Genomic DNA, 25,312 nt, shown 5'->3' on the forward strand with positions numbered 1-25,312 from the left:
TAATTAAAAAAGACTGTAGATGCTACAGTCCTTTTTAAATTAGTTCACCACTTTATTGGCACAGCTACTGCTGGCAAAGGCTTCGGGCTTGGCTTTGAAGGCAAAGCCCATACCGAGTATGTAGCCCATGGCTTCCCGCAGTGCCTCGTTGCTTTTAAAACTGGGATTGGTGTTAATGTCGGCATGTACTTCCATGTCTACTTCGTATTGGGTAAAGAGGTCGCAAAGCTCATAAGCAATTTCAATGCTCTTGGCTACTTCTACCAACATGCGTTCTTTGATGCTGAATTTTTGTGTGGTTCGTTCATTGTGAATGAACATAAATCCGCCACTACGTTCCCGCAGAAATACAATGACCGTTGCAAATTCTGTATCGATGCCTTTTACCTGACTATCGGTACCAATGCACACCTTGAGCTTATTGCCAATGGCGTGTTCTCTTTTGATGGCGTCTTCCACTGCCTGCTTAATGGGAAGGCTAATGGTTTCGCCATTGAATTTTCTCCAACGCATACTTGAAGGGGTTTTTTAAAGTTACTGTTGAACAGCCTTTGCCCGCATCAATGTTTGTCATGCTTTTATGAACAATTTGCTATGCCCTTCCTGAATAACCTGCTTAAAAATGCCCTGTGCTGAGCATAACGAGGGTGCAGGCTTCCATGGTTTGTATGCCTTGCTGCTGTAGCATTTCTTCCAGTTCCTCGTTTTCGGTACCGGGGTTAAAAATCACCCGCTTTGGCTGCAAACTCAAAATGTAACTGTAATAAGCCGGCTGGCGCTGCGGATTGATGTACATCGTAATGGTATCCACCTGCTCCAGCGCCGGATGGTCGGTAATGATATCGAGCCCTGCTACCCGGCCGGCTTTTATGCCAATGGGCACTACCTCGTGGCCATGCGCCACCAAGCGGTTGGCTGCAATGTAACTGTACCGGCTGCTGTTGTCAGATGCACCAATAATGACCGTTTTTTTGCTCTCACTCATGGGTTAAAAATAACCATGGATACGCCATTGGCTATGCATTTTTATACAAGCTGTATTGAAGTTGTACATATTGCCAGCGTTGCTTGCTTTGTGGCCAAAGCAATTGTAAAAAGTAAAAGGTTCCTGCTACTGCCGTGAACCAAGGCATTTGCAAATAGTGTTGCACGTTGGCCAGCAACCAAGCACCAACCGACGTCAACAAGAACCACATGGTCATTTGGCCACATAACTCCATCCACAATTGTTGCTGCTTTTCATGTAAGAAAAAAGCGATGCTTAATATAGCAGACACACCCATCATCCACCAGCCTTCATGCAAAGTAAATGGAAGGCCAAAACCTGTAACTATTCCGGGAATAAAAACCGCACTGATGAGTAGCTGCATCAGCACAACAAAAGCCATGCGGTTCCGCAAATGAAATGCAGGTGCACAAGTCATGTGGCTGCAAGAAGGCAAGGTACCTGTAATTACTTTTCTATTGTAAGAAATGAAGCTGTACAAGGTTTTGATGAACGGCTGAAAAGCTCTCCAGGAAGCTATTTTAGCAAGGGTTGGATGCTTTTTACCAATGATTGCAATGATGGCATCTGAACCATAACGCACAGACTGTTGTGCAATATTTACCAACGGAATTTCATTGGTCATTTTTTGGCGGTGCAGGCCCGGTAAATTTTGCAGGTTAGCCTGCTGCATGGGCACCACTTCTGCGGGTTGTAAATAGCCATGTTGTTTGAAGTATCCGGTATACCATACACAAAGCGGACAGTCGGCATCGTAGAGTAACTGATATTGTATTGCTGACATATAGTAAAGTAAGAATGGTGAACAAATGAATTAGTGAGTAGGAATTTGTTGGCGACGTTGATTGTGCAGTAATTCCATACGAGTGATAATGCTGTACCAAACGGCGAGTACCGGTGAAACATACATGAGCAATAGCAGGCCAATCCATATCATTACAGGTACAATGGAACCTGCCAGAAAAATGAGCAGTATGGCAAGTAACACCCACTGATAATAGTACCGCTGTTTCGATGAGATGAAAGACGAACGGTTGGGCAAATGCAACAGTACACTCAGCAATTGCCAGCCACCCATCAGCAGGTAGGCCGCATAGAAATAATCCATTTTCCAAAGCATCAGCACAGCAATAACGGCATATAGCAACAGCTGGCCGTAGTAGTCGATTAGTTGCAGTCTTTTCATGATGTAATTATTTGTATTTTCAGGAAATATTGAAATTTAGAATGCTTTAAAAAGGAGGTTGCCCTCCTTGGTTCACTCGGTTACTTCACCAGTTTTAGCAGGGTGCTCACCAGCCAGTTTTCTTCGGCTTTCAGCATGGCTTCCATTGCCTGGTCGGTTTGGCGGCCAAACTTGCGTATGCTTTCCATGGTTTGATGAAATGACTGGAGCTCGGCTTCGGTACCGCCTTCATATACCTGCTGCAGGCTTTCAATGAATTTGAGCATGGGCTCCAGCTCCCGCTTTTTGCGTTCCCTTACAATGATGCGGGCCACTTTCCAGATGTCTTTTTCCGCCTGAAAATATTCTTTACGTTCGCCGGGCACCACTACCCTGTCTACCAATCCCCAATTAATGAGTTCACGAATGTTCATGTTGGCATTGCCGCGGCTTACGCTGAGCTTGCTGCATGATGTCTTCGGTGCTTTGAGGCTGGGTGCTCACCAACAAGAAAGCATGAATTTGTGCCATGGTACGGTTAATGCCCCAGTTGCTACCGAAGCTTCCCCAAGCGGCTACGAATTGATTTTTGGCGTCTGCTAATTGCATGGCCTAAAGGTACAGAACTTATTCTTAAACTTTCAATTATTTCTGAAAGAAAAAAATTTAAGAGTTGTGCAGCACTCTGGTATAACAGCTGGTCATATAGGGGTCAATCAACACTAACTGCAACAATATGGCTGCCCTTATGGGCAGCCATTTGTACTTTGGGGGTAAGCGTGACGGCGATGAAGAATCATCAATCGAACATGACGTTGAAGACAGCGACTCCTGTTTTTCCTGATGTATCGGTGATCACCAACCGATAAACACCGGCCGGCCACTGCTTCCGGGTAATTGCATGTGTAGCGCCCCCAAGGCTGCCTTCCAACTCAAGGCTGTGTACGGTTTGTCCGGCAGCATTCATCAGGCGAACCTGATAAGATCCTTTATCGGGGAGGGTAACATAAAACAGCTGGCGAACCGGATTGGGGTATACAACTACTTCCTTTGCTTGAGTGGTACGAAGTACTGCCACATTAGAAGTAAGCGTGTGCTTATCTATATCCATCACTTTTACCCGATAGTAGAGCGTACCTGCAGGTGCGGTTCTGTCTACAAAAGCATACTGCTGGCCATGATTGCTATTGCCGGCTGCAGGAATGCTGCCGACCACGGTAAACTGCTGGCCATTGGTACTCCGTTCTATCAGACATTCATGGGTATTGGCTTCCCAGGTAGTTTTCCAGGTAAGGCTTACATCTGATTGGTGGCGGCTGGCATGCAATACCAATCCTTTCACAGGTAATGCACCGGGAGGACGAATCAGTCCTGCATCAATATTGTAAATGCCGGAAGAATAAGGCAGCATAAAGTTGCTGATGGTAACACCGCTACCATCCACCTTACTGTCATTGGTACCATCACCTTGGTTGGCTACGGTAAAATTGGCCACGGCATTGCCAAAGATGGCCCGCAATGGCACTTCAATTGGAACGGTAAAGAACTGGAAGAAACCGTTGCCTTTGGTAATGGCTTCACCAATCACCTGGCCTGTATTGAGATTAATCAACTGTACAGTGATACCTGCCACACCAGGTTCATCGGCATCCTGTATTCCATCCTGATCGTAATCATCCCATACATAATCACCAACCCGACCAATGAAGGAAGCTCTTAACCCCGCATCAATATCAAGATAGTTGACACCCGCCAACACTGTAAACAAATCTGTACGGCCAGTGGATCTGTCTACATCGCTACCATTTGCCGCAGGCGCTGCTTCTTTTCTGGTAAACTCCATGATGGTAGGATAAGTACTATAGCCCATGCTGTATGTACCGGCAGGTACATTAAAGAAATAATATTTACCAGCGGCATTGGTTACTGTAGAGCCCAATGGTGTTCCGGTTGCACTGTACAACGTAACCGTTACACCGGGAAGGCCGGGTTCATTGGCATCCTGAATACCATCACCATTCAAATCGTTCCACACATAATCGCCCACATAGCTTGAAACAGGCATTACACCAATATCAGCTGTATAGTTAGTTCGAAGAGCTGATGTGATAAGCAATCCGGCAGTTACCCGACCGTTTACACCACTTACATCGCTGTCAGTTGCATCGTTGCCACCCTGATCGAGAGGTGACAATACAAAGCCTGCTGGCAGATTGCTGAAACGTGGAAAATATGTGCCATCATTCAAACCATAAAAACGGTAGTAGCCATTTCTGTTGGTTGTTGTTTGCAGCACTTTTCCGCTTTGTGTTACCAAATTGCCCGATACATCCAGCAGGTCTACAGTAATGCCTGGAATACCTCTGGTTTCTGAAGCATCCTGCACACCATTACTATTCAAATCGAGCCATACTCTATCGCCAATAATGCGGTTGCTGTTGCTGGTGAGTTGCAAGCCAAGTGCTATGTCAATTTTTTGTTCCCCTTCTGCCAGGCCAAAGTCGTCCGTCATAGAAGTACTGCCAATCAAAGGATTGCCATCACTGTCTATTTTATCATCTTCTCCTGCATTTTTTGCAGCCAATGTATACCAGCTTGTATTGATGTTGCTGAATTCTACTCTGTACTTATGTGAAGAATTAAGATTGGTAAAACTGTACTCGCCTAATGAGTTGGTAATGGTGGTGTAGAGTAAATCATCGGCATCACCCAAAGTACCGTTGGCACCAGCTTCTCTTAGTGTAACAGTAATACCTGATACACCTGTTTCATTATCATCTTGCACACTATCAAGATCCAAATCGATCCAAACGTAGTTGCCCACAGAACCTGTACCGGGATTTTTACCTTGCCGGATAGCCGCATCAAAACTTAAATTGGTAACACCACCAGCCAGTACAAACGGATCAGTCAATCCGGTCAATGCATCTACATCACTATCTAAATTATCATTGCCACCACGATCTTGCAGGCTGAATAAATAACCATCGGGCAGGTTGCTAAAACCAAGTGTATAGGTACCAGGGGCTACATTTACAAAGCGATAATAACCCAACGAATCGGTAGCGGTGGTGGCTACCACTGCGCCAGAATTGTTGTACAAAGTAACAGTAATGGCAGGCATATAAGGCTCTGTTGCATCTTGCACACCATCGGCATCTAAATCATTCCAAACCACATCACCAATTGTAGACCAGTTAGCAGGAGGATTTGTCATTCGCAGACCGGCATCGATGTGGTAAATATTCAAATCCCACACTACAAAGTTGATGAGCTGCGATTGCAACGTAACCGGATCTATGTCATTGTCAACATAATCGCTGCTTCCCTGATGCGCAGCTACTACAGAATAGCCTGCAGGCACGGTCAGTTTTACAAAGTAGGTTACAATATCAAGATCATTGAATTGATAAAGACCAAAACCGTCAGTAATAGTAGCAGCAATAAACACATCATCTGCAGTACCAGCAATATTATCTGCACCGGGTCGGTACAAAGACACTTCCACACTTGGCAGGCCGGGTTCACCTGCATCTTGTATGCCGTTGTTGTTGATATCGTTCCACACACGGTCGCCAATACTGTAGCGGGTAATATCAGTGATGTACAAACCGATATCAACATTAGAAATTGTTTGGCCTGCGGCTACTGCAATCAGGTCTGTACGGCCATAAAACAACCCGCTTGTATTTACGTCATTATCATTAGCATTATCACCACTGGCATCCATCATGGTAATGAGTGTACCCGGAGGCGTGGTCACACCAATGCGGTATTGGCCGGGGTCAACCCGGTCGAAACGATAAAAACCACGGGCATCGGAAATGGTAGAACCCACCAAAGTACCTGCACTGTTGAAGAGGGAAACCACAACACCAGAAACACCAGATTCGCCTGCATCTTGTATGCCATCCACGTTGGCATCCATCCATACGAAATCGCCAATGGATGCATACTGCGTAGGCGTATTAAAAATTAAGCCGCAATCAATATCCCGCTGGCTGCTACCCGGTGTAAGGGTGAAATTGTCTGTTTTTCCAGTTACAGGGTTCGGATCACTATCGGTAGCATCTGTAGCACCAGTGCCTACTCTTGAAGAAAAACTATAATTGGGTGGTGCAATAAAACTAACTGAATAGCTGCTGGTATTGTAAGGCACATTGAATTTATAATTACCAAAGGCATCGGATACGGTTGTTTTAATTGGATTTCCGGATGCATCGTTCAATGTAACAGTTACGTTTGCCATGCCTGGTTCATCTGCATCCTGCCGTCCATCTTTGTTCAAATCATTCCACACCTTATCACCGATATAGGTGATTTCGTACAACTCAATATCATCCAGCAAAAAGTCGTTGCCAAATCCGCCTTGTTGCAAATTGTAAATACCAACGTTGGAATTGCTGTTATTGACCGGTGCAGTAAAGCGAATTTTGAATTGTTCCCAACCCATTTGAGTGAGGTAAGTAGAAGCCGTATAGGTAGCTGGTTCCACTACATATCCAAGTTCTGCATAATCGTAAATGATACCATTCACCACCACACCCAATCTGGGTACTATGGGTTGGTAGGTAGGCTCACCATCTGCCGTGGCATTGTTTTTATTTTTAGGCATAAATGGCTGCAGGTTTTTTGCCCAAAATGAAAACTGATAGGTACGACCCTGAATCAAATTCAAGCCTGATAAAAACACGGCTCTGTCGGTACGATAGTGACCGTTGACCACCATCATAAATCCATTGGTAGTACCATCCGCCTGTGTAGTAGAACCTGTGTGATCTTTCGACTTTTGCAAACAGGCAAAAATGTGATTGCCTTGTGTAGGATATTGCAAATTGCGAAGCCTGCCGTTCCATGCCACAGCACCACCGTTGTCTGCATTGTCTGTAGAGCGGGCAATTGCATATCGTGAGTCTTGTGGCTGACCACTGGTAATGGTGACCAATGTATAATCTGTAATACCGGGTGTTCCGGCAATATTTGGCATTACCCCTGAGCTGGTGCCAAAATTACCATTGGCAATGAGGCTGGTACCTGTTGGTGAAAAGTCGATCAGCTCGTCTGTAGTAAAACAAGGAACACCTATAGGACTGGGCACCTTCATATTCAACTCACGATAGCAGGTAGTACCTGCTACCCTTACTCTGATAGGATAATTTCCAGGATAAAGATTCGAAATCACGAAGTTTCCAGAAGCGCCAATGACACCTGTTGATGTATACGTACCGCCTACCAATGTAGCATATTCATAGGTTACGCCTGCAGTCAGTCCGGTAAGCGTTACACTTCCCATAGAGCTGATACAACTGGTAGCAGGTTGTACCGTTGCAGAAATATTTCCCAGATTACCAGTTGAAGGAAGAATGATGACACCGATAACTGCGCAACGTTGTTGGTCGCCAATGGAGTTGGTACCAGAAATTGAATAGTCGTCTGCTGCACCTGCTCCAATATTGTTGGTAGTTAGCACGTCATCATAGGGGTCTCTCGACAGGCTAAACGTATAGGTACCGGGAAGAAGATTAGTGAATGTGTAAGCAAAACTATTTGCACTTGTAAGATTAGATCCGCCACCAGTGACGATGGTGCCATTGAATTGTAACCCACCGTGACGATCAATTCTGCGAACGGATGCGGCTGTAGTACCACCATTCCATACAATACGAACAGAGCCCGTACCAGTACAGGTAGTAGGATTGGTAACAGTAAACGTAGGAAGGTAATTGCCCACGTTGCTGTTGCCGATGTAATAAACCTGATTGACAGGTTTATTGACATCGCCGCCAATTAGTTGTGCACCGCTCATCAACGGTGTGGTACAACCCAAAATAATTAATATCCAATAGACCCATTTTATCATACATGTTCCAGCTAGTATGATGAAAAATCAGGTGATTAAAGGTGTGACCCTTTTACAACCCATTTCAGCCAAGAGTATAGAGGTTGATACGTGTTTCCACGTCAAGCTTAAGAGGAAAGGATAATAAAGCTTAAGGAATTGGGGGTAGAGATCCGAATAGCCAGATGGGAGTACCCATCAAATTGATAGTGTAAAGTTACTTCGTTTTCCACAGATTACATAGAATCTGAATAATTTTCTGCAAATCAATACGAAATGTAAAATATTGCTAATCAATACTTTATAAATTATCCCTGATTTCAGTTTTACGATTTTGATTAATGTCAAAACATTCACCACTAATTTTAACGCTTAGATAAGATACCCTTATCCGGGCGACAACTGCAAAAGAGAAAACAGCACCTATACCCATGCTGTACTGGCTTGGCATTTGTAATTCGGAGTGCAGAACCCACCCATCCTTAGACTACCCCTGGAAATTTTATTTATTACTTACCAATCCCTTGCTTTTATGCAAAAGACATTTACGCATTTGCGTATGCTTTGCCTGATGCTTTGTGTGTATACAAGTACACAAGCTCAGGTAGTAGTAGGCGGTCGCCACGGCGAAGTTTTTAAAGCCACTACTCTTCAATCAACTCTTCGTGACCCTTGGGACATTGCTTATGGGCCCGACAATTCATTATGGGTGACTGAATCAAAAGGCTATAGAGTAAGAAAAATCGATCCATCCACAGGTTCGATGTCTACTGTATTAGATATTCACGCATTTACTACGAACAACCAAACTACCACAGGTCTTACGAATACAGAGTTCAATGCATTTAAAAGAGTATTTACCGGTAGCGAAACAGGCTTTGCATGGCCACAAGGTGGAATGATGGGCTTTGCATTTCATCCTGAGTTCACAACTACAAAACCGTATGTGTACTTAGCTTATGTAAGAACATATACCGGAAAAAACACCACCAACACAGTTAATTCCACATATCCTGATGGTCAAGGACAATATTTCAGAACTTTTCTTACCCGCTGGACCTGGAACTCTACGCTTGGAAAGCTTACCAGCCCGGTAATATTATGCGATACGCTGCCCGGTAGCAACGATCATAACTCGGGCCGCCTTACCATTGCCCCAGTAAGTGGCACCAACTACCTTTTCTATTCAGTGGGTGATATGGGTGCAGGTCAATTTGACAATCAGAGCCGTATCATCCGTGCTCAAGATCCTGCTTCGTATCAGGGTAAAATTTTGCGTTTCAATATTGAAGAAGATGCCGATGCAGACCAAGGTGCTGTTGATTACAACAAATGGATTCCAAATGACAACCCCTATGGTACGAACAGCGCTGTTTGGGCCATTGGCATTCGCAACAACCAAGGGTTTTCATATGCAAATATTGGTGGAGTTGGTCGGCTATACGGCAGTAGCCATGGCCCTTTTAGCGATGATGAAATTAACGTGATTGAAAGTGGCAAAAACTACGGCCATCCCTTGGTTATAGGTATGAATGACGGCAACTACAACGGTTTGAAAGCGGGTGCCTCGGGTGGATCTTTACCAACCATTCCTGCCAGCAATGGCGAGCAAAATAATGCTACCGCTATCGGGGCTAACTACCGGAATCCAATTTACGCTTTTTACGATGCCCCGCTGGCAACAGTTACTTCTATATATAATAACCAAACCAACAATGGTGCCTGGCCAAGCGAAGCACCATCTGGTATGGAAATTTATACCGGAAACATTATTCCCGGTTGGAAAAACAGCCTTCTTCTATCGTCACTAAAATGGGGTAGAATATTGCGGTTGAAATTGAATACAAATGGATGCGCCATGACTTCAGTAGATGGTGTGAGCGACACCGTTACCTATTTTGGAGGAAGAAACAGATTTAGAGATGTAACCTATGCCCCAGATGGTAAAACATTATTTGTTGTAATGGATTCATCCCTTACAACTTCTGGCCCTAGTGCTAACAACCAAGTTGTATCATCCTGCCGGGGTTGTGTACAGAAATATGAATTTTTGGGCTACAACAGCAGTGCCGGCAAAAGCACAATTCCCTCCCATATTCCTATTGCGCCGGGCACCGCAAATACATGTGAAACACTCAATAGCGTAGAAATCAATGCCGACAATACCAACCTTTGGGTACCTATTACTGATGCTGATGGAAATATCGTAGCGGAAGTGAGAGGCAACGGGAATAATATCGGAACTGTGAGTTCAGTTTTATACAAAAGCAGCACTCCACGTGAAGATGGTGCAAGACGTCCCTACCTTAATCGCAATATGAGCATTTCAGTGTCAGGCACGCATCCTTTCAACACAAATGGAGGTGTGGGCGTTCGTGTATATCTTACCAAAGCAGAATTTGAAGCGCTGAGAGATGGCACTAACAGCACAGGTTTTTCCAGTGGTATCGAAACCTTCGAGGATCTGGGCATTTTCAAAATAGCAGGCAGTGGGTGCATTACAAGCCTCAGCGGCAACGCTTCTCAGGTAGCCGGCGCAACAGTTGAAGCATTTGGCACAGATGGTTATGTAATCACCGCAACCGTTACAAGCTTCAGCGCATTTTTTGTTGCCAACAATAGTTCAATGGTACTGCCCATTAAACTCAAAGACTTTACTGCCACCTGGCTGAGCAATAATGCTACATTAAGCTGGTCTACTTCTTCAGAGGCAGGCGCAGAAGGTTTTGATATTGAACGAAGCACAGATGGCCGTTCTTTCAGCAGCATTGGTTTTGTAAAAGCCAAAGGCAACAGCAGCGTTACCAATACATACCGTTTCAACGACCAAACAGCTGGCACCGTTACTGCCAATACCATTTACTATCGTTTGAAGCTGAAAGATGCTGATGGTAAGTATGTGTATTCTGCCGTTTCGAGCATTACCCGCACAGCTGCAGCGTTTGTGGTAAAAGTGTTCCCCAACCCTGTGAAGAGCCAGGCTACGCTGAGCGTATTTGCAGATAAAGAAGATAAAATGCAATGGCAGCTCACCGATACACGTGGCCGTGTTCTGCGGAGCCAAACCAGCAGCATTGTAAAAGGTCAAAACAACATCATTGTAGATATGAACGACTTGCCAGCCGGTATGTATCAACTGCAAGCCAGAGGTCAGTATTTCAATCAGATTCTGAAGTTGCAAAAACAATAAGCACTCCAACAATTGTCTATAGTCAAGGGCTGCCATTTATTTGGCGGCCCTTTTATTTTTAGTTTATTTCAATGCGGGTTAAACGAATGGCTACAAAAAACGTCTAACCCGCATTGTAGACTACCTTATGAACAACGCTCAGCACTTTTTCTGGAGAGCCGGATTCGGACCAACGGCCAGCATGCTTTTTCAGCAAGGCAAATTCAAAGCTTCTTACTACTTCGAAACCTATTGGAAACTGTCTCAATCGAAAGTGGAACCCATTACTGTAGCCAAGAATGTAGTGGATGGTTTGGCCAATGGCATCAACAATGCAGCGAAAGCGAATAAAGATGAGACCACCCAAAAAGAACGCCGTGAAAAAATACAGCAACAAAACCGCGACAATCTGCGAAGTCTCAATTTGCTTTGGTTAGATGAAATGGTCGACAGCGAAGCACAGCTCCGCGAAAAGATTGCCTTATTTTGGCATGGCCATTTTGCCTGCAGAAACCTAAATAGTTTTTTTCAGCAGCAATTGCTGCACGTTATTCGAGAAGGAGCCCTCGGCAGCTTTGCTGACTTACTGGAAGCAGTAAGCAAATCGCCTGCCATGCTTGCGTTTCTCAACAATCAGCAAAACCGCAAGCAGCAACCCAACGAAAACTTTGCCCGAGAAGTGATGGAACTATTTACACTGGGCAGAGGACACTATACCGAGCAAGACATTAAAGAAGCCGCCAGGGCCTTTACTGGCTGGGGGTTTAATGCAGATGGTGAGTTTGTATTCCGAAAAAATCAACACGATTTTGGCAGTAAAACCATCTTTGGCAAAACCGGTAATTTTTCCGGAGACGATGTGCTGACCATGTTGATTGAAAACAAACAAACTGCCAGCTACATTACCAGCAAACTGTACCGCTTTCTGGTAAATGAAGAGCCCAATCCTGAGCATGTGCAATGGTTGGCAACCCGCTTTTACAACAGCGGCTATCAAATGAAACAACTCTTGCAGGATATTTTTACCGCCGATTGGTTTTATGCCGACAACAATCAGGGAACACAAGTAAAAAGCCCCGTACTACTTTGGGTAGGCATGCGGCGAATGCTGCCCATGCAATTGGAAAATCCGGAAATACAAATGCTGCTGCAAAGAGCTTTGGGCCAGATACTGCTGTACCCACCTTCGGTTGCTGGCTGGCCCGGCGGCACCAACTGGATCGACAGCAGCTCATTGTTGTTGCGTATGCGGTTGCCGCAATTGGTTGCACTCGCAGAACCATTCAACATCAATACAAAAGCCGATGATGATATGCAAATGGGCCGCATGCAAGATGCCATGGGCAAACAGGGACTCAACCGTTTCAAACTCAAGGGCGATATTGTATGGGAACCACTCATAGAAACGATGAAGCCACATCAAAAGAGATTACCAAAGTACTGCCCGATTATCTTTTGCAAACCAGGCATGCACTGCATAACAGTATCGCTGCGCAAATTGCACCAGGTCTTGCTTTTGCCGATCAGGTCAAACAAATTACCATGCTCAGCATGGCTACGCCGGCCTATCAATTGTGCTGATTGTTATTCACCCCTATCTACAAGCGTTATGTTTATAAAAAGACGTCGATTTCTGGCTCAATCATCACTGGCAACTGCTGGCACATTGCTGGTGCCTAAGTTTTTACAGGCTGCAGCAAACCCTTTGTACAAAGGCGCTGCAGAACCCGAACGCATTTTGATTGTGATTCAACTCAGCGGTGGCAACGACGGATTAAACACCGTTATTCCGGTACGCAATGATATCTACTATAAATCGAGACCTGGCATTGGCATTGAAGCTTCCAAAGCAGCTGTCATTCATGCTGATGCAGGGTTGCATCCGGCTCTTACTGCTTTTCAAAAAATGTATGACAATGGTGAGCTGGCCATTTTAAATAAAGTAGGCTATCCTAACCCCGACAGAAGCCATTTCAGAAGCATGGATATTTGGCACAGTGCCAGCAATAGCAATGACTATTGGAACAGTGGTTGGCTTGGCCGGTACCTCGATCATGCATGTAAGGGCTGCGATATGCCTACGCAAGTGTTGGAGCTCGATGATATGCTGAGCCTTGCGCTGAAAGGAGAACAGCACAAAGGCATCGCCACACAAGATCCTGCCCGCTTGTTCACCACCAGCAATGCTCCATATTTCAAAAAGCTGGCGGCGCAGTATCAGGAGCATCATGAGCACGAACCTGTGGCCGACTATTTGTACAAGACACTGGCAGATACCATACAAAGCGCAGAAAGCATTTTTAAAGCGGCGAAAACAGGTGCCAGCAACAGTATTTATCCCAATACAGGTTTGGGTAAAAACTTAAAAACCATTGGCTCACTCATAGCCGGCGGCATGAATACCAGCGTGTATTATGTGAGCCTTGGCAGTTTTGATACACATGTCAATCAGGCCGGGCAGCAGCAACGATTGCTCAGCGAACTGAATGGCGCTGTTGAAGCTTTTGTTGCAGATATGAAAAAGCAAAACCGCTTTCAAGATGTATTGCTGATGACCTTCAGCGAATTTGGCCGGCGGGTAGCACAAAATGCCAGCGGCGGTACCGATCATGGCGCAGCCAGTAATATGTTTTTTGTGAGTGGCAGCCTCAAAGAAAAAGGACTGCTGAATGGTATGCCAGATTTGCAACAACTCATCAATGGTGATGTTCCTTTTGAAGTAGACTTCAGGCAAGTGCTGGCCACTGTGCTGCAGCAATGGTTAAAAACAGATCCATTGCCGATTTTAAAACAACCATTTTCCCCATTGTCTTTTGTGTAGAGGTAATGATTTCTTCATCTATAATCGGCAACTGCTTAGCCATCAAGTGCTACACTTGTAAGGTTTTCAACATCATATAATAAATAGTGCTTTGGCACTATGCATTGCACATCATTATTTTGCACATCAATCCACACCTATGAAAGAGAATCTCAAACGTTATCTCAACCCAAGCAACCTACTCGCATTTTTTCTTTGGGCTTCAGTAATGGCCATCGTCATTTACTGGAACAACACCCACAGTTTCTAACTACCGACAAAATGCTTACCCGCTAAATAGAAAAGCCGCTTACTAAAGCGGCTTTTCTATTATTGGTTCTGCTGCGAGCATTAATTCAGTATGGGGTCTACTTCCATTGGCCAAATCACTTCGCTATCTGCGGGGCGTTCATTATTCCATTCAATAATGAAATTGTTTTTACCCTCGCCTACCATTATTTGAAAATACTGTTGCTGCACCAGCTCCAGCATGCCCAAAAACAAGAAAATGGCATGGATGCGATCCTGACATACTTCAAATATTTTTTCAAAGCCCATGGAGCGTTCTGCCTTTACGGTATGCAGCATGTATTCGCGGCTTTCTTCCATGGTAAAATTGTACTTGAATACCACGTGTTGCGGCTTGTTGTTTCGCTCATTCATCCGCTTCATTACTTTTTCAAACGTCTTCATGAGTTTGAAAAGTGTAACGCTCTGTATCTCGGTGCCTTCACCTGCTTCTTCGCCAATAGTGCTGAGTTCTTGCTGTATGTTGCCCCGCTTTACCATCAGCATCCGAATGGCTTCTAGCTCGGCCATACGCAGCGATGCTTCTTTGAAACGCTTGTATTCCAAAATCTTGTCTACCAGCTCTTGCCGGGGGTCAATTTCATTGCCCTGAGCGTCTACCTCTTTGCGGGGCAGCAGCATTTTGGCTTTAATCCGCATTAGTGTGCTCACAAACAGGATAAACTCACTGCTGAGTTCAATGTTCAGCTTTTCCTGATTGTGCACATAGCTCAAAAAATCTTTGATGATGCGGGTAATCGGAATATTGTAAATGTCCAGTTCATCTCTCTCAATGAAAAACAGCAGGAGATCGAACGGGCCCTCGAATTGAGGCAATTTTATTTGATAAGAAATAGCGGCCATATAATACAATAACGGATTGCCTGCTACATGCAGTACTTACTCCCGGTATTTTCAAAAATACGGGCACAAAAAAGGCCTGTACCCAGTAGTTGTACAGGCCTTTTACACATGTGGAAAAGAGGTTAAAACTTTCCGGAAACGCCTACCCCAAAAGTGCCCAAAAACTGCATCGTAGGGCTGGTACGGCCTTCAGGTATAAGGTCGTCGTCGTAGGCCAGGTTGAGCAGGTAACTCATGGTGAGCCATTTGTTTACCTTAAACCCGAAAGAATTGGTCCAAAACATATCGATGTTTTGCGGATTGTGTTTGTAATTGGAATACAGGTCGAGCCGCGATGTGTAGGTTACATTTTTCACAAGCTCCTTGTTGAAATTGGCCGATGCAAATGCACCTATTTGTGCATCTACTTTTTTCACCGGATCTACACCGTACAAAGCTGCCAGCGGCCGTTGCCCGGGCGGTGGCGGTGTGGTGCTGTAGCTGTACGGATCGTTGGATACAACAATCCATTTGCCGGCAAAAGGAGAAAAGAACAAACTGAAATGTTTGTTGGGTTTCCAATCGAGACCGAGCGTAAGCAAAATATTGGCCGGAGCAAAAAAGCCAGATACACGTCGGCGGGGTGTCAATGCATAATCATACCCGTTGGTAAACTGCGACCGGATGTTGAAAATGGCGGCCAGCGACAGGGTTTTCTTCTCGTTGAGTGAATGGCCGAATTTGGTATACCAATCGAAAAAATCAGCGGTTTTGCGCAGGCCTTGCGTTTGGTTGTTTTGGTAGGCATAGCTGGCTTTAAGCGTGTTGTCCAACGTGCTTTTGCCCCAGGCACGGTTAGCGTACAAGTCAACATTAAGGCCCACGTTGAGGGCAAACTTTTCATTTACACCTACCCAGTACGAGCTGTTTTGTTGCGCCAGCGCCAGGGTAAATGTACCGCCACTTTTCCAGCGGCCTTTTTAGATGTATCTGCTGCCATTGTTTTGGCAGTCATTGCTTCATCAATTGCCTTACGGGTTTGCTGTGCAAAAGATTGGCTGAGGAGCAGGCAAGCAACAGCTACTAAGCCTGTTTTGATTGTCATGGGTATTCTATTTTGCTATAAAAACCAAAATGGTTGCACTGGCAAAAGTGCAACCATTTTGTTGATGTAGAAAATGAACCAGAAAAGATGCCGGCTATTTTTTCAACGCATCTCGTATTTCTGCAAGCAATTGTTCAGTAGGCGTAGGCCCGGCTGGAGGTGGTGCCGGTTCTTCTTTTTTCATTCTGTTGATGCCTTTTACTACCAGAAATAATACAAAGGCGATAACCAGAAATGAAATTACGGCCGATAAAAAACTACCATATTTTACTGCTCCCACTTTCAAGTCCTGAATATTTTGCATATCGGCAGCTTTGAGTGCCGGAGCCAGCAATAGTGGTGTAATCACATCATCAATAAACGACTTGACGATAGAGCCAAATGCGCCGCCTATGATGACACCAATGGCCAGGTCTACCACGTTGCCCTTTACGGCAAACTCTTTAAATTCTTTCAGAAAGCCCATGTGATGTTGGTTTTAAGGATGATTAAATGTTTTCAATGTTAGTAAAAAATAGGCACAATGTAGTTGCGCATCGGCCCGCATCTTTACACAAATTTTAGCGCTGTTTACGCATGCAAAACGATACTCAACAAAAGCAGGACCAACCAACGGTAAGCAATAGCCAAATCATCAATTGGGTCATTTTCGTTGCCTTATGTTTAATATGGGGCAGCTCTTTTGTACTCATGAAATTAGGCTTGTACGGTACAGATGGAACGCCTGTATTGAGTGCTTATCAGGTGGCAGCCATTCGTATGCTTAGCTCAGGATTGGTACTATTCCCATTTGCCTTTCGGGCATACAAAAGGGTTCGGTCGGCGGGCATCCGCTGGTATATTTTGTTATCGGGTTTATTGGGTAGTTTTTTTCCGGCGTTTTTGTTTTGCATTGCCGAAACACATATTGCCAGTTCTTTAGCCGGGGCTATCAACGCTATGACGCCTCTGTTTGTGTTGCTGGTGGCCACCGTGGTGTACGGCAGCAAAATTCCGCTGATGAAATGGATTGGTATTCTATTGGGTTTTACCGGTTGTGTACTCCTGTTTTTACGCCAGCCTGGCGATGGAAATCAGCAAATTTTCTATGCCTTGTTTGCTGTATTGGCTACCGCATTGTATGGGTTCAATGTAAATATGGTCAAGCATAAATTGCTCCACGTTTCATCGGTAGATATTGCCACTCTGGCCTTTGCATTTCTTACTCTGCCTTCTTTGTTGGTACTGGTGGTTACGGGCTATTTCTCATACCCGTTACTGCAATCTCAGTTTGTGCTGGCTACTGCGGCTTCGGCCGTATTAGGCATTTTTGGTACTGCCATAGCCTCTATTCTTTTTTATGTGCTGGTAAAAAGAGCCGGCATTGTTTTTCCATCGCTTGTTACCTATGGCATTCCCTTTGTGGCCATTGGTTGGGGCATATTTTATGGCGAAAAAATAGTGTGGCTGCAAGTGCTGGCACTCATGGTGATACTGGCAGGAGTGTACATTGCCAACCTTCGTTTTCCAGCAAAAAAGAAATGTGATACTACCCTTCTGACATAAAAAAGTTCTGCCAGAAAGCAGAACTTTTTTGCATCGGCTATCATTTGATTACACGTGCATGATCTCTTTTTCTTTTGCTACCAGGTGTTTTTCAACCAGTGCAATAAAGCGGTCCGTCATTTCCTGAATGTCTGCTTCTGCATCTTTTGCAGCGTCTTCGCTCAAGCCGTCTTTTTGTAGCTTTTTTACTCTTTCAATGGCATCGCGGCGCACATTTCTTACCGACACTTTGCCATGCTCTCCTTCCTGATTGGACTTTTTTACCAGTTCACGGCGACGTTCTTCCGTCATGGGTGGCAAAAAGATGCGGATGATATTACCGTCATTTTGTGGCGTAATACCTATGTTGGCTTGCAGAATAGCCCGCTCAATGGGCTGAAGCATGTTCTTTTCCCAAGGTTGTATTGTCAGTGTACGGGCATCAACCACCGAAACGTTGGCCACCTGACCAATCAGGGTTGCATTGCCGTAATAATCTACGTGTATGCCATCCAGCATTTGAGGGTTGGCCTTACCGGCTCTTACTTTGGCCAGTTCAGCTTCGAGGTGGCTGATAGATTTACGCATCAGCTCTTCTGTTTCCTGTAGCAGCGATTCTAATTCGGCAGACATAAGTTATACTGTTTTAAGGTGGGCAAACCTAAAGAAAACAGCGTTTCAATGTGCAGACGCACAGCGATGTGGCACGAAATTTTGACCAGATTAGTTGGCCGCCTTCTTGGTTTTTACAGAAATAACAGGGGCAGCATTGGCTCCAGCATTGATGCGGGGGCTCTTATCTGCCAACATTTTGTGGCGATAAGATTTGTAACTCAACAGCGCAATGCCCACGCTTAAAAAGCCCAAGCCTACAATGACCAATAGTAAAATACTATTGCCCAAGCCCTGAAGTGCCCAGCTGATACCAGCAAACGCTACAGCTGCAAATGCCAGAGTAATAGTCACTTTGGTATGCGACCACCCAAACCGCATGAGGATGTGATGAATATGATTCCGATCGGGTGTAAATGGCGATATGCCCTTGAGTATGCGGTAAGAAAACACCCGGAGGGTATCAAAAAGGGGTACAAACATTACTGCAAAACCAAGTGCCCCGGCCGACTGAACTGCCAAAACTGGCGCACTGCCTGCCGTTTGAATAAAATGAATGACCATAGCGCCATTCACCAATCCTATCATTAGCGAGCCTGTATCGCCCATAAAAATACGGGCAGGCGCATAGTTGAATATCAGAAAAGCTGCCACTGCACCCATTAGCGAAGTAGCCATGCAGGCATAGGCATAATCCCCGTTGATGGCAAAAAATACCGCCAGCATGCAAGAAGTAATCAACGAAAGGGTGCCTGCCAAACCATCTACACCATCAATCAAGTTAAATGCATTGATAATAACGACTAGTGTAAAAACAGAAAGGATTTGTGCAATCACAGGCTGCAATTCGCCAATGCCCAAAATGCCCCCCAGGTGGTTGATTACTAATCCACCTTTAAATACCAGTAGCGAAGCAGCCAGCACCTGACCCAGAAACTTTTTGAAAGGCACCAGATTTAATAAATCGTCTTTCAGGCCGATAAAGAAGATAACAAGGGTAGCAGCAAGAAAATATTGGAAAACGAATTGGGTGCCGGCAAAGGAAACAGTAATTAAAAAAGCCATGATGAAGCCAGCGTAAATGGCCAGCCCTCCCAATGAAGGAATGGGATTGTTATGCACCTTACGGTCATCCGGAAAATCGAACAACCCTTTTTCAATAGTGATATTGATAATAGCGGGCAGTGCGTAGAAACTAATGCCGAATGCCAGCGCCAGGCTCATAAGCATTTCAATCATACAAGATGTTGGTTTCAGAGGGTGTGCCGGCAACGGATAAATCTGAAGCATTGCCGCTGGCTAAACCAGTCATAACAAAGAAAGTGAAGTGCGACGGCTTTTCCATCAATTGGAAGATGTATTTGTACAAAATCCCCCTTTCCATTGATATTTTCCGGGTTTTGCCAAAGCAAGGAAAAATCTTGAGCCGCAAAAGGGCAAAACTTTGTTTTGCGCCAAATTCAACTACGTCATGAGTGCTACACTTCCCGAAATAGCCAGTCAAATTCGCAGAGATATCGTTCGCATGGTGCATGCAGTACAAAGTGGCCACCCCGGTGGCTCATTGGGTTGTGCCGATTATTTCACTGCCCTTTTCTTCAAGGTATTGCGCCATCAGCCTCAACCATTTGATATGGATGGCAAGCAGCAAGATCTCTTCTTTTTGAGCAATGGACATATTTCTCCGGTGTATTATTCCGCACTGGCTCGTAGCGGCTATTTCGATGTAGCGGAGTTGGCTACTTTTCGTAAGCTCAACACCCGCTTGCAAGGCCACCCTACCACTCACGAACACCTGCCCGGCATTCGCATTGCCAGCGGTTCTTTGGGCCAAGGTATGAGTGTAGCCATTGGTGCTGCACTGGCTAAAAAACTCAACAACGACAACCACCTGGTTTACAGTTTGCATGGCGACGGCGAACTACAGGAAGGCCAGGTATGGGAAGCCATCATGAGTGCTGCTCACCATAAAGTAGATAACCTCATTTCTACCATCGACTGGAACGGACAGCAAATTGATGGCCCTACTGATAAAGTAATGAGCCTCGGCAACCTTGAAGCCAAGTTTGCAGAGTTTGGCTGGGATGTACTGGTACTGGAAAAAGGCAACGACATGGATGACATGGTGGCTGCATTGGAAGAAGCCAAAAACCGCAGTGGCAAAGGCAAACCTGTGTGCATCCTCATGAAGACTGCTATGGGCAAAGGCGTAGACTTTATGGAAGGCAGCCACGAATGGCACGGCATTGCTCCCAGCGATGCACAGCTGGAAGCTGCTCTGGCCCAACTGCCAGAAACACTGGGTGATTACTAATCACATCACTTACAAATACCACAAACGGCTTGCAGTATGATACAGCAAGCCGTTTGTGTATGTAGCTAAATGTTTAGCGTAGCGACTGTTGCATACGCAAAGCCCTGCGGGAAGGCGCATAACCTGCTATCAGTGAGATAATCAAAATGATTATGCCAACCACTACAAAATCTGACCAGCGCATTTGCACCGGATAGTAATCGATGATAAAACTTTGCCCGCCAATTTTTACCCAGTGAAATGTTTGCTGCCCCCAGCAAATGAAAATGCCTAACGCAGCCCCCAGCAAGCCGCCAACACCAGCCAGAATACCTCCGAGTTGTAAAAAAATGCCTGCTATTGATTGCCCGTTGGCTCCCATGGCTTGCAGTACTGCAATGTCTTTTTCTTTTTCAATCACCATCATAGTGAGGCTACTGATGATGTTGAACGCAGCAATCAGCAGAATTAAAAATGCCACCGACATGATGATGACTTTTTCTATTTGCATGGCGGCAAAGAGGGCCTGGTTTTGCTGATACCTTGAGGTAACTACAAAATTTTGTCCGAGCTGCTTTTGCAATGCGTTGGCCACATCGTTTACATCTTTACCCGGCTTTACAGCCACTTCTATTGCCGATGCTTCCTGTGGTTGCAAGTCGAGCATGAACCGCATAAATGCAGCATTCGTGAAGGCATACTGATTATCGAATTCCTGCTGAATAGAGAAAGCACCTGCAGCAAATGCATTGGTAGAATGCAATGCTTCGGTAGCATCAGCATTGATAGATGCCAGCCTGTTGGGCAGATATACCGTAATGGGTTCTATGGTTTGACCCGCAACAATTTGCAAGCCGTTTTCTACACCAGTCCCCATTACAATGGCTGGCGTTTCCTGGCTACCCAGCAAAAACTCGCCACGCAGTACATGCTTGGGTACGCCACTCACCGCAGCATAATTGGGTTCCACACCTCTTAGCCATACAATCGATTTATCGCCGCCCTGCAACAGCATGGCCCGTTCTTCTATTACAGGCGCTACAGCTTTTACAGCGGCATGTTGTTGTATTTGCTGCATCAATACAGCATCTGTTTTTATCCACTTGCCTTGTGCTGCTGTAATTTTTACATCGGCATAAAAATCTGCATACAGTTCTTCTACCAAATGCTCAAACCCGTTGAACACACTCAGCACCACTACCAATGCCGCCGTAACCACAGCCACAGCCACCATGCTTATCCTGCTGATAAGGTTGATGGCATTGGTTGATTTTTTGCTTTTGAAATAGCGCCAGGCAAACAGCGTTGTCAAAGCTTAAACTATTGAACAGATGAATTAAGAAGCAGGCTTGTCTGTATCAGCGGGAGGTGCAGGCTTTTGAATTTCGCCAAACAACTTTTCCATTTTGAATACATAGTCCAGCGTATCATCAATAAAATACTGGAGCTCGGGCATGCGGCGCAGTTGCTTGCCTACACGGGCAGCCAGTTCCCGCTTTATTTCCCAGTTGCGTTCTTTTATTTTTTTGCAGCATCGAGGCTTGGTCTTCTATCTGAAAAAAACTGAGGTACACCCTTGCCTCAAGCAAATCGGGCGTCACTTTTACCGATGCAATAGAGATCATGCCATTGTGAATGACATTCAACCCAAGCCTTCTGAATATATCGCTAAGCTCCTCATTGAGTAATGCGGCTACTTGCTTCTGACGTTTCGTTTCTTCCATATCCTAAGTTCCTTTGCTCAATTATAACAAGAGTGATGGTAGCACTTCAAGTACTGCCGCTGTAAAAGTAGTTACTTTTGCAGCCTTTACTTTTATTCGTTTCCATGAAGAAATATGCAAGGGTCTTTTCGCTACTGAAGCCGTACCGGGGCAAAATGCTGGCCTACGTGCTGTTTATACTGCTGAGCACCCTGTTTTCCATCATGTCTATCGGCATGCTCATGCCCTTTTGCAACTCATTTTTGAAGGCAAATCGGCTACGCTGGACTCTGCCGCTCAGGTAGGCAAGTGGGATGTATCGAGTAATGTTTCGCTGTGGATGAATACCTATGCCAGAGAGCATTCTCACTTCGATTTGCTGTTGCTGATATGTGTGCTCATGCTGAGTGCCATCATACTCAAAAACCTGTTTTTATACCTCGCCATTTACATCCTCAACCCGCTCAAAAATCTTATTGTATCTACACTTCGGGCACAGATGTATGAGAAAATTTTAGAGCTGCCCATTGGCTATTTTACCGAGCAGCGCAAAGGCGATTTGATGAGCCGCATGAGCAACGATGTGGCAGAAGTAGAAGGCAGCGTAGTGGGTACGCTGGAAGGCTGGTTTCGTGATCCCATCATGATTATTGCCCACCTGGCAGTGCTATTGGTACTCAGTCCACAGCTCACGTTGTTCTTGTTCATCATGCTGCCCACGGTTGGTTTTGTCATTGGCCGCATCAGCCGTAGTTTAAAAAAGCAAAGCCATGCTGCTGCCATTAAACAGGGAGAATCGGTAGCCATACTCGATGAAACATTGACCGGGCTTCGGGTTATCAAAGCATTTACTGCCGAAAACCTGCTGCGGATGCGCTTTTTTCAGGTAAATGATGATTTGCTGCACACCAAAAACAAGATTGGTTTTAGGCGTGACATGGCTTCGCCGGTAAGTGAAACGCTGGGTGTATTTGTGTTTTGCTGCATTCTGCTGTATGGTGGCATGCTGGTGTTGGGCGACAACAATTCTACCGGCCTCAGCGGTGGCGAATTCATTACCTACCTGGGGTTGTTTTACGGGTTGATTAATCCAGCCAAAGCGTTGAGCACTTCATTTTACAACATGCAAAAAGGCTCGGCCGCCATTCAGCGCATTGAAGAGTTGCTGAAAGCACCGTTGGTGATTACAGATTTGCCCAATGCTCAACCGCTTACTCAGTTTGAAGATTGCATTGAGTTTCGCAACGTGTCGTTCAATTATGAGGACATCAACATTTTACAAGACATCAACCTGACCATCAAAAAAGGAACCACCGTAGCATTGGTGGGTGGTAGTGGTGCGGGTAAAAGTACCCTCGCCGATTTGGTGCCCCGCTTTCATGATGTAACGAGTGGCGAATTGCTGATTGACGGAAAAGACATCCGGCAATACCAACTGGAATCTGTACGCCGGCAAATGGGCATTGTCACCCAGGAGCCCATTTTATTCAACGATACCATTGCTGCCAATATCAGCCTTGGCGACCCCAATGCCAGCCCCGCAGCCATTGAAACAGCAGCCAAAGTGGCCAATGCACATCGTTTTATTACGGCCAAAGAAGAGGGCTACAACAACAACATTGGCGACCGGGGTAGCAAGCTTAGCGGCGGCGAACGCCAACGGCTTACTATTGCCCGGGCAGTACTTAAAAATCCACCCATTCTCATTTTGGATGAAGCCACATCTTCGCTGGATACGGAAAGCGAAAAGCTGGTGCAAGACGCCATCAACCACTTGATGAAAGACCGCACCACCATTGTGATTGCTCACCGCCTCAGTACCATCCGCCATGCCGATGAAATAGTGGTATTGCAAAAGGGCCGCATAGTAGAGCGGGGTACTCACGACAGCCTGATGGCACAGCAAGGCTACTACCGCAAGCTGGTGGAAATGCAAGAAGTGAAATAGTCGGGAGTCCGAAGACCGGAGTCGGCTGAAGCCTTTTGCCTTCAGCCTTTCCCAAAATAAAACCGACCCGCATGGCTGCAGGTCGGTTTCTTATTTCAGGTAAAACCAAAAATGATTAGCGTTTGCCCAACTTGGCTTCCATGCTCCAGTGTAGCATGGGGTACTGCACGAAGTCGGGCCTTTTCGATGAGCTTACCTGTGACGCGGCAAATACCGTAGGTTTTGTTCTCAATCCGGATCATTGCCTTTTCCAGGTGGTCGATAAACTGAATCTGGCGGCTGGCCATCTGGCTCAATTGCTCCCGTTCCATGCTCAGGCTTCCGTCTTCCATGGTCATGTAGCGGCTGTCATCATTGTCGCCACCCATTTCATCTTTACGGGTAATGAGGCCTTGCAGGTAGTTCAGCTCTTTGCGGGCAGCTTCGAGCTTTCGCAGTATGAGTTCTTTAAATTCGGCTAATTCTGAGTCGCTATAGCGCATAGTGGGGGTTGAAATAACGGCCTCTTCTTTGGGCGTATCCAAAACAGATACGGTAAAGTCGGGGTCGTAGGCCACTTTACCTTTTGCGGTGATGGGTGGCATTTTTACAATCTTTTTTTCTTCTACCACAGGCCGCTTTTTTTGCGGAGGGTGCGGGGTATTCGAACGGGCCGGTACTTCATCCCGCTTGGGCGGTTCTGGTTTTTTTACCGGTACTTTCTTTACTACTTTTTTGCAGGGGCTGCTTTGGCTGGTGCCGGAGCTTTGGCTGGCGCAGTGGCCTTTGCAGGAGCTGCGGCTTTTGCTGGAGCGGGTGCTGGCTTGGCAGGCGCTGCTTTTGGTGCTGCTTTTGCTGGTGCTGCTTTTACCGGAGCTGCTGGCTTAGCCGCAGGTTTGGCAGGAACAGCTTTTTTAGCAGCCGGAGCGGCCTTTTTGCGGGTGCTGCGGGTGTTGGAGCAGCTTTTTTAGCAGCGGGGGCCGCTTTTTTGGCGGGTGCTACTGCTTTGGCCGGGGCGGCTTTTTTTGCCGGAGCGGC

At 45.7% G+C, this 25,312-nt stretch carries 24 protein-coding genes; 7 read left to right on the forward strand and 17 right to left on the reverse strand.

Going from position 1 to position 25,312, the window contains the following annotated elements:
- Positions 1 to 39: 39 nt before the first annotated feature.
- The 7 genes from GLV81_RS15495 to GLV81_RS15520 all read right to left on the reverse strand — a co-directional run bounded on the left by GLV81_RS15495 (position 40) and on the right by GLV81_RS15520 (position 8,031).
- On the reverse strand, positions 40 to 513 hold the full coding sequence (locus tag GLV81_RS15495) for a ribonuclease H-like YkuK family protein (protein WP_157479685.1): 474 nt from the start codon (positions 511 to 513) through the stop codon (positions 40 to 42).
- A gap of 103 nt (positions 514 to 616) precedes the next feature.
- Positions 617 to 985: a CoA-binding protein gene (locus GLV81_RS15500; RefSeq protein ID WP_157479686.1), complete on the reverse strand. Its 369-nt coding sequence runs from the start codon at positions 983 to 985 to the stop codon at positions 617 to 619.
- Between the two features lie 31 nt (positions 986 to 1,016).
- Positions 1,017 to 1,790: a DCC1-like thiol-disulfide oxidoreductase family protein gene (locus GLV81_RS15505; RefSeq protein WP_157479687.1), complete on the reverse strand. Its 774-nt coding sequence runs from the start codon at positions 1,788 to 1,790 to the stop codon at positions 1,017 to 1,019.
- Positions 1,791 to 1,820: 30 nt separating this feature from the next.
- Complete coding sequence (locus GLV81_RS15510) at positions 1,821 to 2,192, reverse strand: hypothetical protein (RefSeq protein ID WP_157479688.1); 372 nt, start codon at positions 2,190 to 2,192, stop codon at positions 1,821 to 1,823.
- A gap of 80 nt (positions 2,193 to 2,272) precedes the next feature.
- Positions 2,273 to 2,605 (reverse strand): GbsR/MarR family transcriptional regulator, encoded by a 333-nt coding sequence (locus GLV81_RS15515; RefSeq protein WP_246186047.1) that lies wholly within the window; start codon positions 2,603 to 2,605, stop codon positions 2,273 to 2,275.
- Positions 2,592 to 2,780 carry a hypothetical protein gene (locus GLV81_RS20635; RefSeq protein ID WP_246186048.1) on the reverse strand — a complete coding sequence of 63 codons (189 nt, stop codon included), beginning with the start codon at positions 2,778 to 2,780 and terminating at the stop codon, positions 2,592 to 2,594. Before GLV81_RS20635 ends, GLV81_RS15515 begins: the two co-directional genes overlap by 14 nt.
- A 190-nt stretch (positions 2,781 to 2,970) precedes the next feature.
- Positions 2,971 to 8,031 (reverse strand): SdrD B-like domain-containing protein, encoded by a 5,061-nt coding sequence (locus tag GLV81_RS15520; protein ID WP_157479689.1) that lies wholly within the window; start codon positions 8,029 to 8,031, stop codon positions 2,971 to 2,973.
- A gap of 511 nt (positions 8,032 to 8,542) precedes the next feature.
- Here GLV81_RS15520 and GLV81_RS15525 point away from each other — a divergent pair.
- Both GLV81_RS15525 and GLV81_RS19555 read left to right on the forward strand, forming a co-directional pair.
- A complete protein-coding gene (locus tag GLV81_RS15525) occupies positions 8,543 to 11,200 on the forward strand; it encodes a PQQ-dependent sugar dehydrogenase (RefSeq protein WP_157479690.1) in 2,658 nt (885 codons plus the stop codon).
- A gap of 127 nt (positions 11,201 to 11,327) precedes the next feature.
- On the forward strand, positions 11,328 to 14,000 hold the full coding sequence (locus GLV81_RS19555) for a DUF1800 family protein (RefSeq protein ID WP_197428514.1): 2,673 nt from the start codon (positions 11,328 to 11,330) through the stop codon (positions 13,998 to 14,000).
- 330 nt (positions 14,001 to 14,330) lie between these two features.
- On the opposite strand, the gene GLV81_RS15540 is transcribed toward GLV81_RS19555, so the two are convergent.
- The 4 genes from GLV81_RS15540 to mscL all read right to left on the reverse strand — a co-directional run bounded on the left by GLV81_RS15540 (position 14,331) and on the right by mscL (position 16,681).
- The gene (locus tag GLV81_RS15540; protein ID WP_246186049.1) at positions 14,331 to 15,104 is read right to left on the reverse strand and encodes a segregation and condensation protein A; all 774 of its coding nucleotides are present in this window, start codon (positions 15,102 to 15,104) and stop codon (positions 14,331 to 14,333) included.
- 149 nt (positions 15,105 to 15,253) lie between these two features.
- Positions 15,254 to 15,994, reverse strand: coding sequence for a DUF3078 domain-containing protein (locus GLV81_RS15545; RefSeq protein WP_246186050.1), 741 nt, complete (start codon positions 15,992 to 15,994; stop codon positions 15,254 to 15,256).
- Positions 15,995 to 16,020: 26 nt separating this feature from the next.
- The gene (locus GLV81_RS15550) at positions 16,021 to 16,215 is read right to left on the reverse strand and encodes a hypothetical protein (RefSeq protein ID WP_157479693.1); all 195 of its coding nucleotides are present in this window, start codon (positions 16,213 to 16,215) and stop codon (positions 16,021 to 16,023) included.
- 94 nt (positions 16,216 to 16,309) lie between these two features.
- On the reverse strand, positions 16,310 to 16,681 hold the full coding sequence (mscL, locus tag GLV81_RS15555; RefSeq protein ID WP_157479694.1) for a large conductance mechanosensitive channel protein MscL: 372 nt from the start codon (positions 16,679 to 16,681) through the stop codon (positions 16,310 to 16,312).
- Between the two features lie 110 nt (positions 16,682 to 16,791).
- Between mscL and GLV81_RS15560 the strand changes: the two genes are divergently transcribed.
- Positions 16,792 to 17,760 carry a DMT family transporter gene (locus GLV81_RS15560; protein WP_157479695.1) on the forward strand — a complete coding sequence of 323 codons (969 nt, stop codon included), beginning with the start codon at positions 16,792 to 16,794 and terminating at the stop codon, positions 17,758 to 17,760.
- 48 nt (positions 17,761 to 17,808) lie between these two features.
- Here GLV81_RS15560 and frr read toward each other — a convergent pair whose 3' ends face one another.
- Both frr and GLV81_RS15570 read right to left on the reverse strand, forming a co-directional pair.
- The gene (gene frr / locus GLV81_RS15565; RefSeq protein WP_157479696.1) at positions 17,809 to 18,372 is read right to left on the reverse strand and encodes a ribosome recycling factor; all 564 of its coding nucleotides are present in this window, start codon (positions 18,370 to 18,372) and stop codon (positions 17,809 to 17,811) included.
- 90 nt (positions 18,373 to 18,462) lie between these two features.
- A complete protein-coding gene (locus tag GLV81_RS15570) occupies positions 18,463 to 19,590 on the reverse strand; it encodes an MraY family glycosyltransferase (RefSeq protein WP_197428520.1) in 1,128 nt (375 codons plus the stop codon).
- A gap of 5 nt (positions 19,591 to 19,595) precedes the next feature.
- On the opposite strand from GLV81_RS15570, the gene GLV81_RS19560 reads away from it, so the two are divergent.
- Both GLV81_RS19560 and GLV81_RS15575 read left to right on the forward strand, forming a co-directional pair.
- Complete coding sequence (locus GLV81_RS19560) at positions 19,596 to 19,826, forward strand: hypothetical protein (protein WP_197428525.1); 231 nt, start codon at positions 19,596 to 19,598, stop codon at positions 19,824 to 19,826.
- Positions 19,823 to 20,665 (forward strand): transketolase, encoded by an 843-nt coding sequence (locus GLV81_RS15575; protein WP_157479698.1) that lies wholly within the window; start codon positions 19,823 to 19,825, stop codon positions 20,663 to 20,665. The genes GLV81_RS19560 and GLV81_RS15575 overlap by 4 nt, the downstream gene beginning before the upstream one ends.
- 73 nt (positions 20,666 to 20,738) lie before the next feature.
- Here the strand turns inward: GLV81_RS15575 and GLV81_RS15580 are convergent, their stop codons facing one another.
- From GLV81_RS15580 to GLV81_RS15585, 3 genes are read right to left on the reverse strand one after another with little or no spacing between them, the layout of a single operon-like run.
- Positions 20,739 to 21,956 carry an FtsX-like permease family protein gene (locus GLV81_RS15580; protein WP_157479699.1) on the reverse strand — a complete coding sequence of 406 codons (1,218 nt, stop codon included), beginning with the start codon at positions 21,954 to 21,956 and terminating at the stop codon, positions 20,739 to 20,741.
- Positions 21,957 to 21,980: 24 nt separating this feature from the next.
- A complete protein-coding gene (locus GLV81_RS20640; RefSeq protein WP_246186052.1) occupies positions 21,981 to 22,100 on the reverse strand; it encodes a ribosome-binding factor A in 120 nt (39 codons plus the stop codon).
- Positions 22,075 to 22,368, reverse strand: a complete 294-nt coding sequence (locus tag GLV81_RS15585) for a ribosome-binding factor A (RefSeq protein ID WP_246186053.1) — start codon at positions 22,366 to 22,368, stop codon at positions 22,075 to 22,077. The genes GLV81_RS20640 and GLV81_RS15585 overlap by 26 nt, the downstream gene beginning before the upstream one ends.
- Before the next feature lie 13 nt (positions 22,369 to 22,381).
- Between GLV81_RS15585 and GLV81_RS15590 the strand changes: the two genes are divergently transcribed.
- Complete coding sequence (locus tag GLV81_RS15590; protein WP_246186054.1) at positions 22,382 to 24,295, forward strand: ABC transporter ATP-binding protein; 1,914 nt, start codon at positions 22,382 to 22,384, stop codon at positions 24,293 to 24,295.
- Between the two features lie 95 nt (positions 24,296 to 24,390).
- Here the strand turns inward: GLV81_RS15590 and GLV81_RS15595 are convergent, their stop codons facing one another.
- On the reverse strand, positions 24,391 to 24,906 hold the full coding sequence (locus GLV81_RS15595) for a TraR/DksA family transcriptional regulator (RefSeq protein WP_246186055.1): 516 nt from the start codon (positions 24,904 to 24,906) through the stop codon (positions 24,391 to 24,393).
- 117 nt (positions 24,907 to 25,023) lie between these two features.
- Between GLV81_RS15595 and GLV81_RS19565 the strand changes: the two genes are divergently transcribed.
- The gene (locus GLV81_RS19565; protein ID WP_197428531.1) at positions 25,024 to 25,245 is read left to right on the forward strand and encodes a hypothetical protein; all 222 of its coding nucleotides are present in this window, start codon (positions 25,024 to 25,026) and stop codon (positions 25,243 to 25,245) included.
- Positions 25,246 to 25,312 lie beyond the last annotated feature (67 nt).

It is taken from the genome of Phnomibacter ginsenosidimutans, assembly GCF_009740285.1.
Classification (GTDB): domain Bacteria; phylum Bacteroidota; class Bacteroidia; order Chitinophagales; family Chitinophagaceae; genus Phnomibacter; species Phnomibacter ginsenosidimutans.

What these genes read in the sequence shown, in the direction of transcription:
- GLV81_RS15495 (WP_157479685.1), bottom strand. Translation starts at nt 513, where the DNA reads ATGCGTTGGAGAAAATTCAATGGCGAAACCATTAGCCTTCCCATTAAG.
- GLV81_RS15500 (WP_157479686.1), bottom strand. Translation starts at nt 985, where the DNA reads ATGAGTGAGAGCAAAAAAACGGTCATTATTGGTGCATCTGACAACAGC.
- GLV81_RS15505 (WP_157479687.1), bottom strand. Translation starts at nt 1,790, where the DNA reads ATGTCAGCAATACAATATCAGTTACTCTACGATGCCGACTGTCCGCTT.
- GLV81_RS15510 (WP_157479688.1), bottom strand. Translation starts at nt 2,192, where the DNA reads ATGAAAAGACTGCAACTAATCGACTACTACGGCCAGCTGTTGCTATAT.
- GLV81_RS15515 (WP_246186047.1), bottom strand. Translation starts at nt 2,605, where the DNA reads ATGAACATTCGTGAACTCATTAATTGGGGATTGGTAGACAGGGTAGTG.
- GLV81_RS20635 (WP_246186048.1), bottom strand. Translation starts at nt 2,780, where the DNA reads ATGCAATTAGCAGACGCCAAAAATCAATTCGTAGCCGCTTGGGGAAGC.
- GLV81_RS15520 (WP_157479689.1), bottom strand. Translation starts at nt 8,031, where the DNA reads ATGATAAAATGGGTCTATTGGATATTAATTATTTTGGGTTGTACCACA.
- GLV81_RS15525 (WP_157479690.1), top strand. Translation starts at nt 8,543, where the DNA reads ATGCAAAAGACATTTACGCATTTGCGTATGCTTTGCCTGATGCTTTGT.
- GLV81_RS19555 (WP_197428514.1), top strand. Translation starts at nt 11,328, where the DNA reads ATGAACAACGCTCAGCACTTTTTCTGGAGAGCCGGATTCGGACCAACG.
- GLV81_RS15550 (WP_157479693.1), bottom strand. Translation starts at nt 16,215, where the DNA reads ATGACAATCAAAACAGGCTTAGTAGCTGTTGCTTGCCTGCTCCTCAGC.
- mscL (WP_157479694.1), bottom strand. Translation starts at nt 16,681, where the DNA reads ATGGGCTTTCTGAAAGAATTTAAAGAGTTTGCCGTAAAGGGCAACGTG.
- GLV81_RS15560 (WP_157479695.1), top strand. Translation starts at nt 16,792, where the DNA reads ATGCAAAACGATACTCAACAAAAGCAGGACCAACCAACGGTAAGCAAT.
- frr (WP_157479696.1), bottom strand. Translation starts at nt 18,372, where the DNA reads ATGTCTGCCGAATTAGAATCGCTGCTACAGGAAACAGAAGAGCTGATG.
- GLV81_RS15570 (WP_197428520.1), bottom strand. Translation starts at nt 19,590, where the DNA reads ATGATTGAAATGCTTATGAGCCTGGCGCTGGCATTCGGCATTAGTTTC.
- GLV81_RS19560 (WP_197428525.1), top strand. Translation starts at nt 19,596, where the DNA reads ATGTTGGTTTCAGAGGGTGTGCCGGCAACGGATAAATCTGAAGCATTG.
- GLV81_RS15575 (WP_157479698.1), top strand. Translation starts at nt 19,823, where the DNA reads ATGAGTGCTACACTTCCCGAAATAGCCAGTCAAATTCGCAGAGATATC.
- GLV81_RS20640 (WP_246186052.1), bottom strand. Translation starts at nt 22,100, where the DNA reads ATGCCCGAGCTCCAGTATTTTATTGATGATACGCTGGACTATGTATTC.
- GLV81_RS15585 (WP_246186053.1), bottom strand. Translation starts at nt 22,368, where the DNA reads ATGGAAGAAACGAAACGTCAGAAGCAAGTAGCCGCATTACTCAATGAG.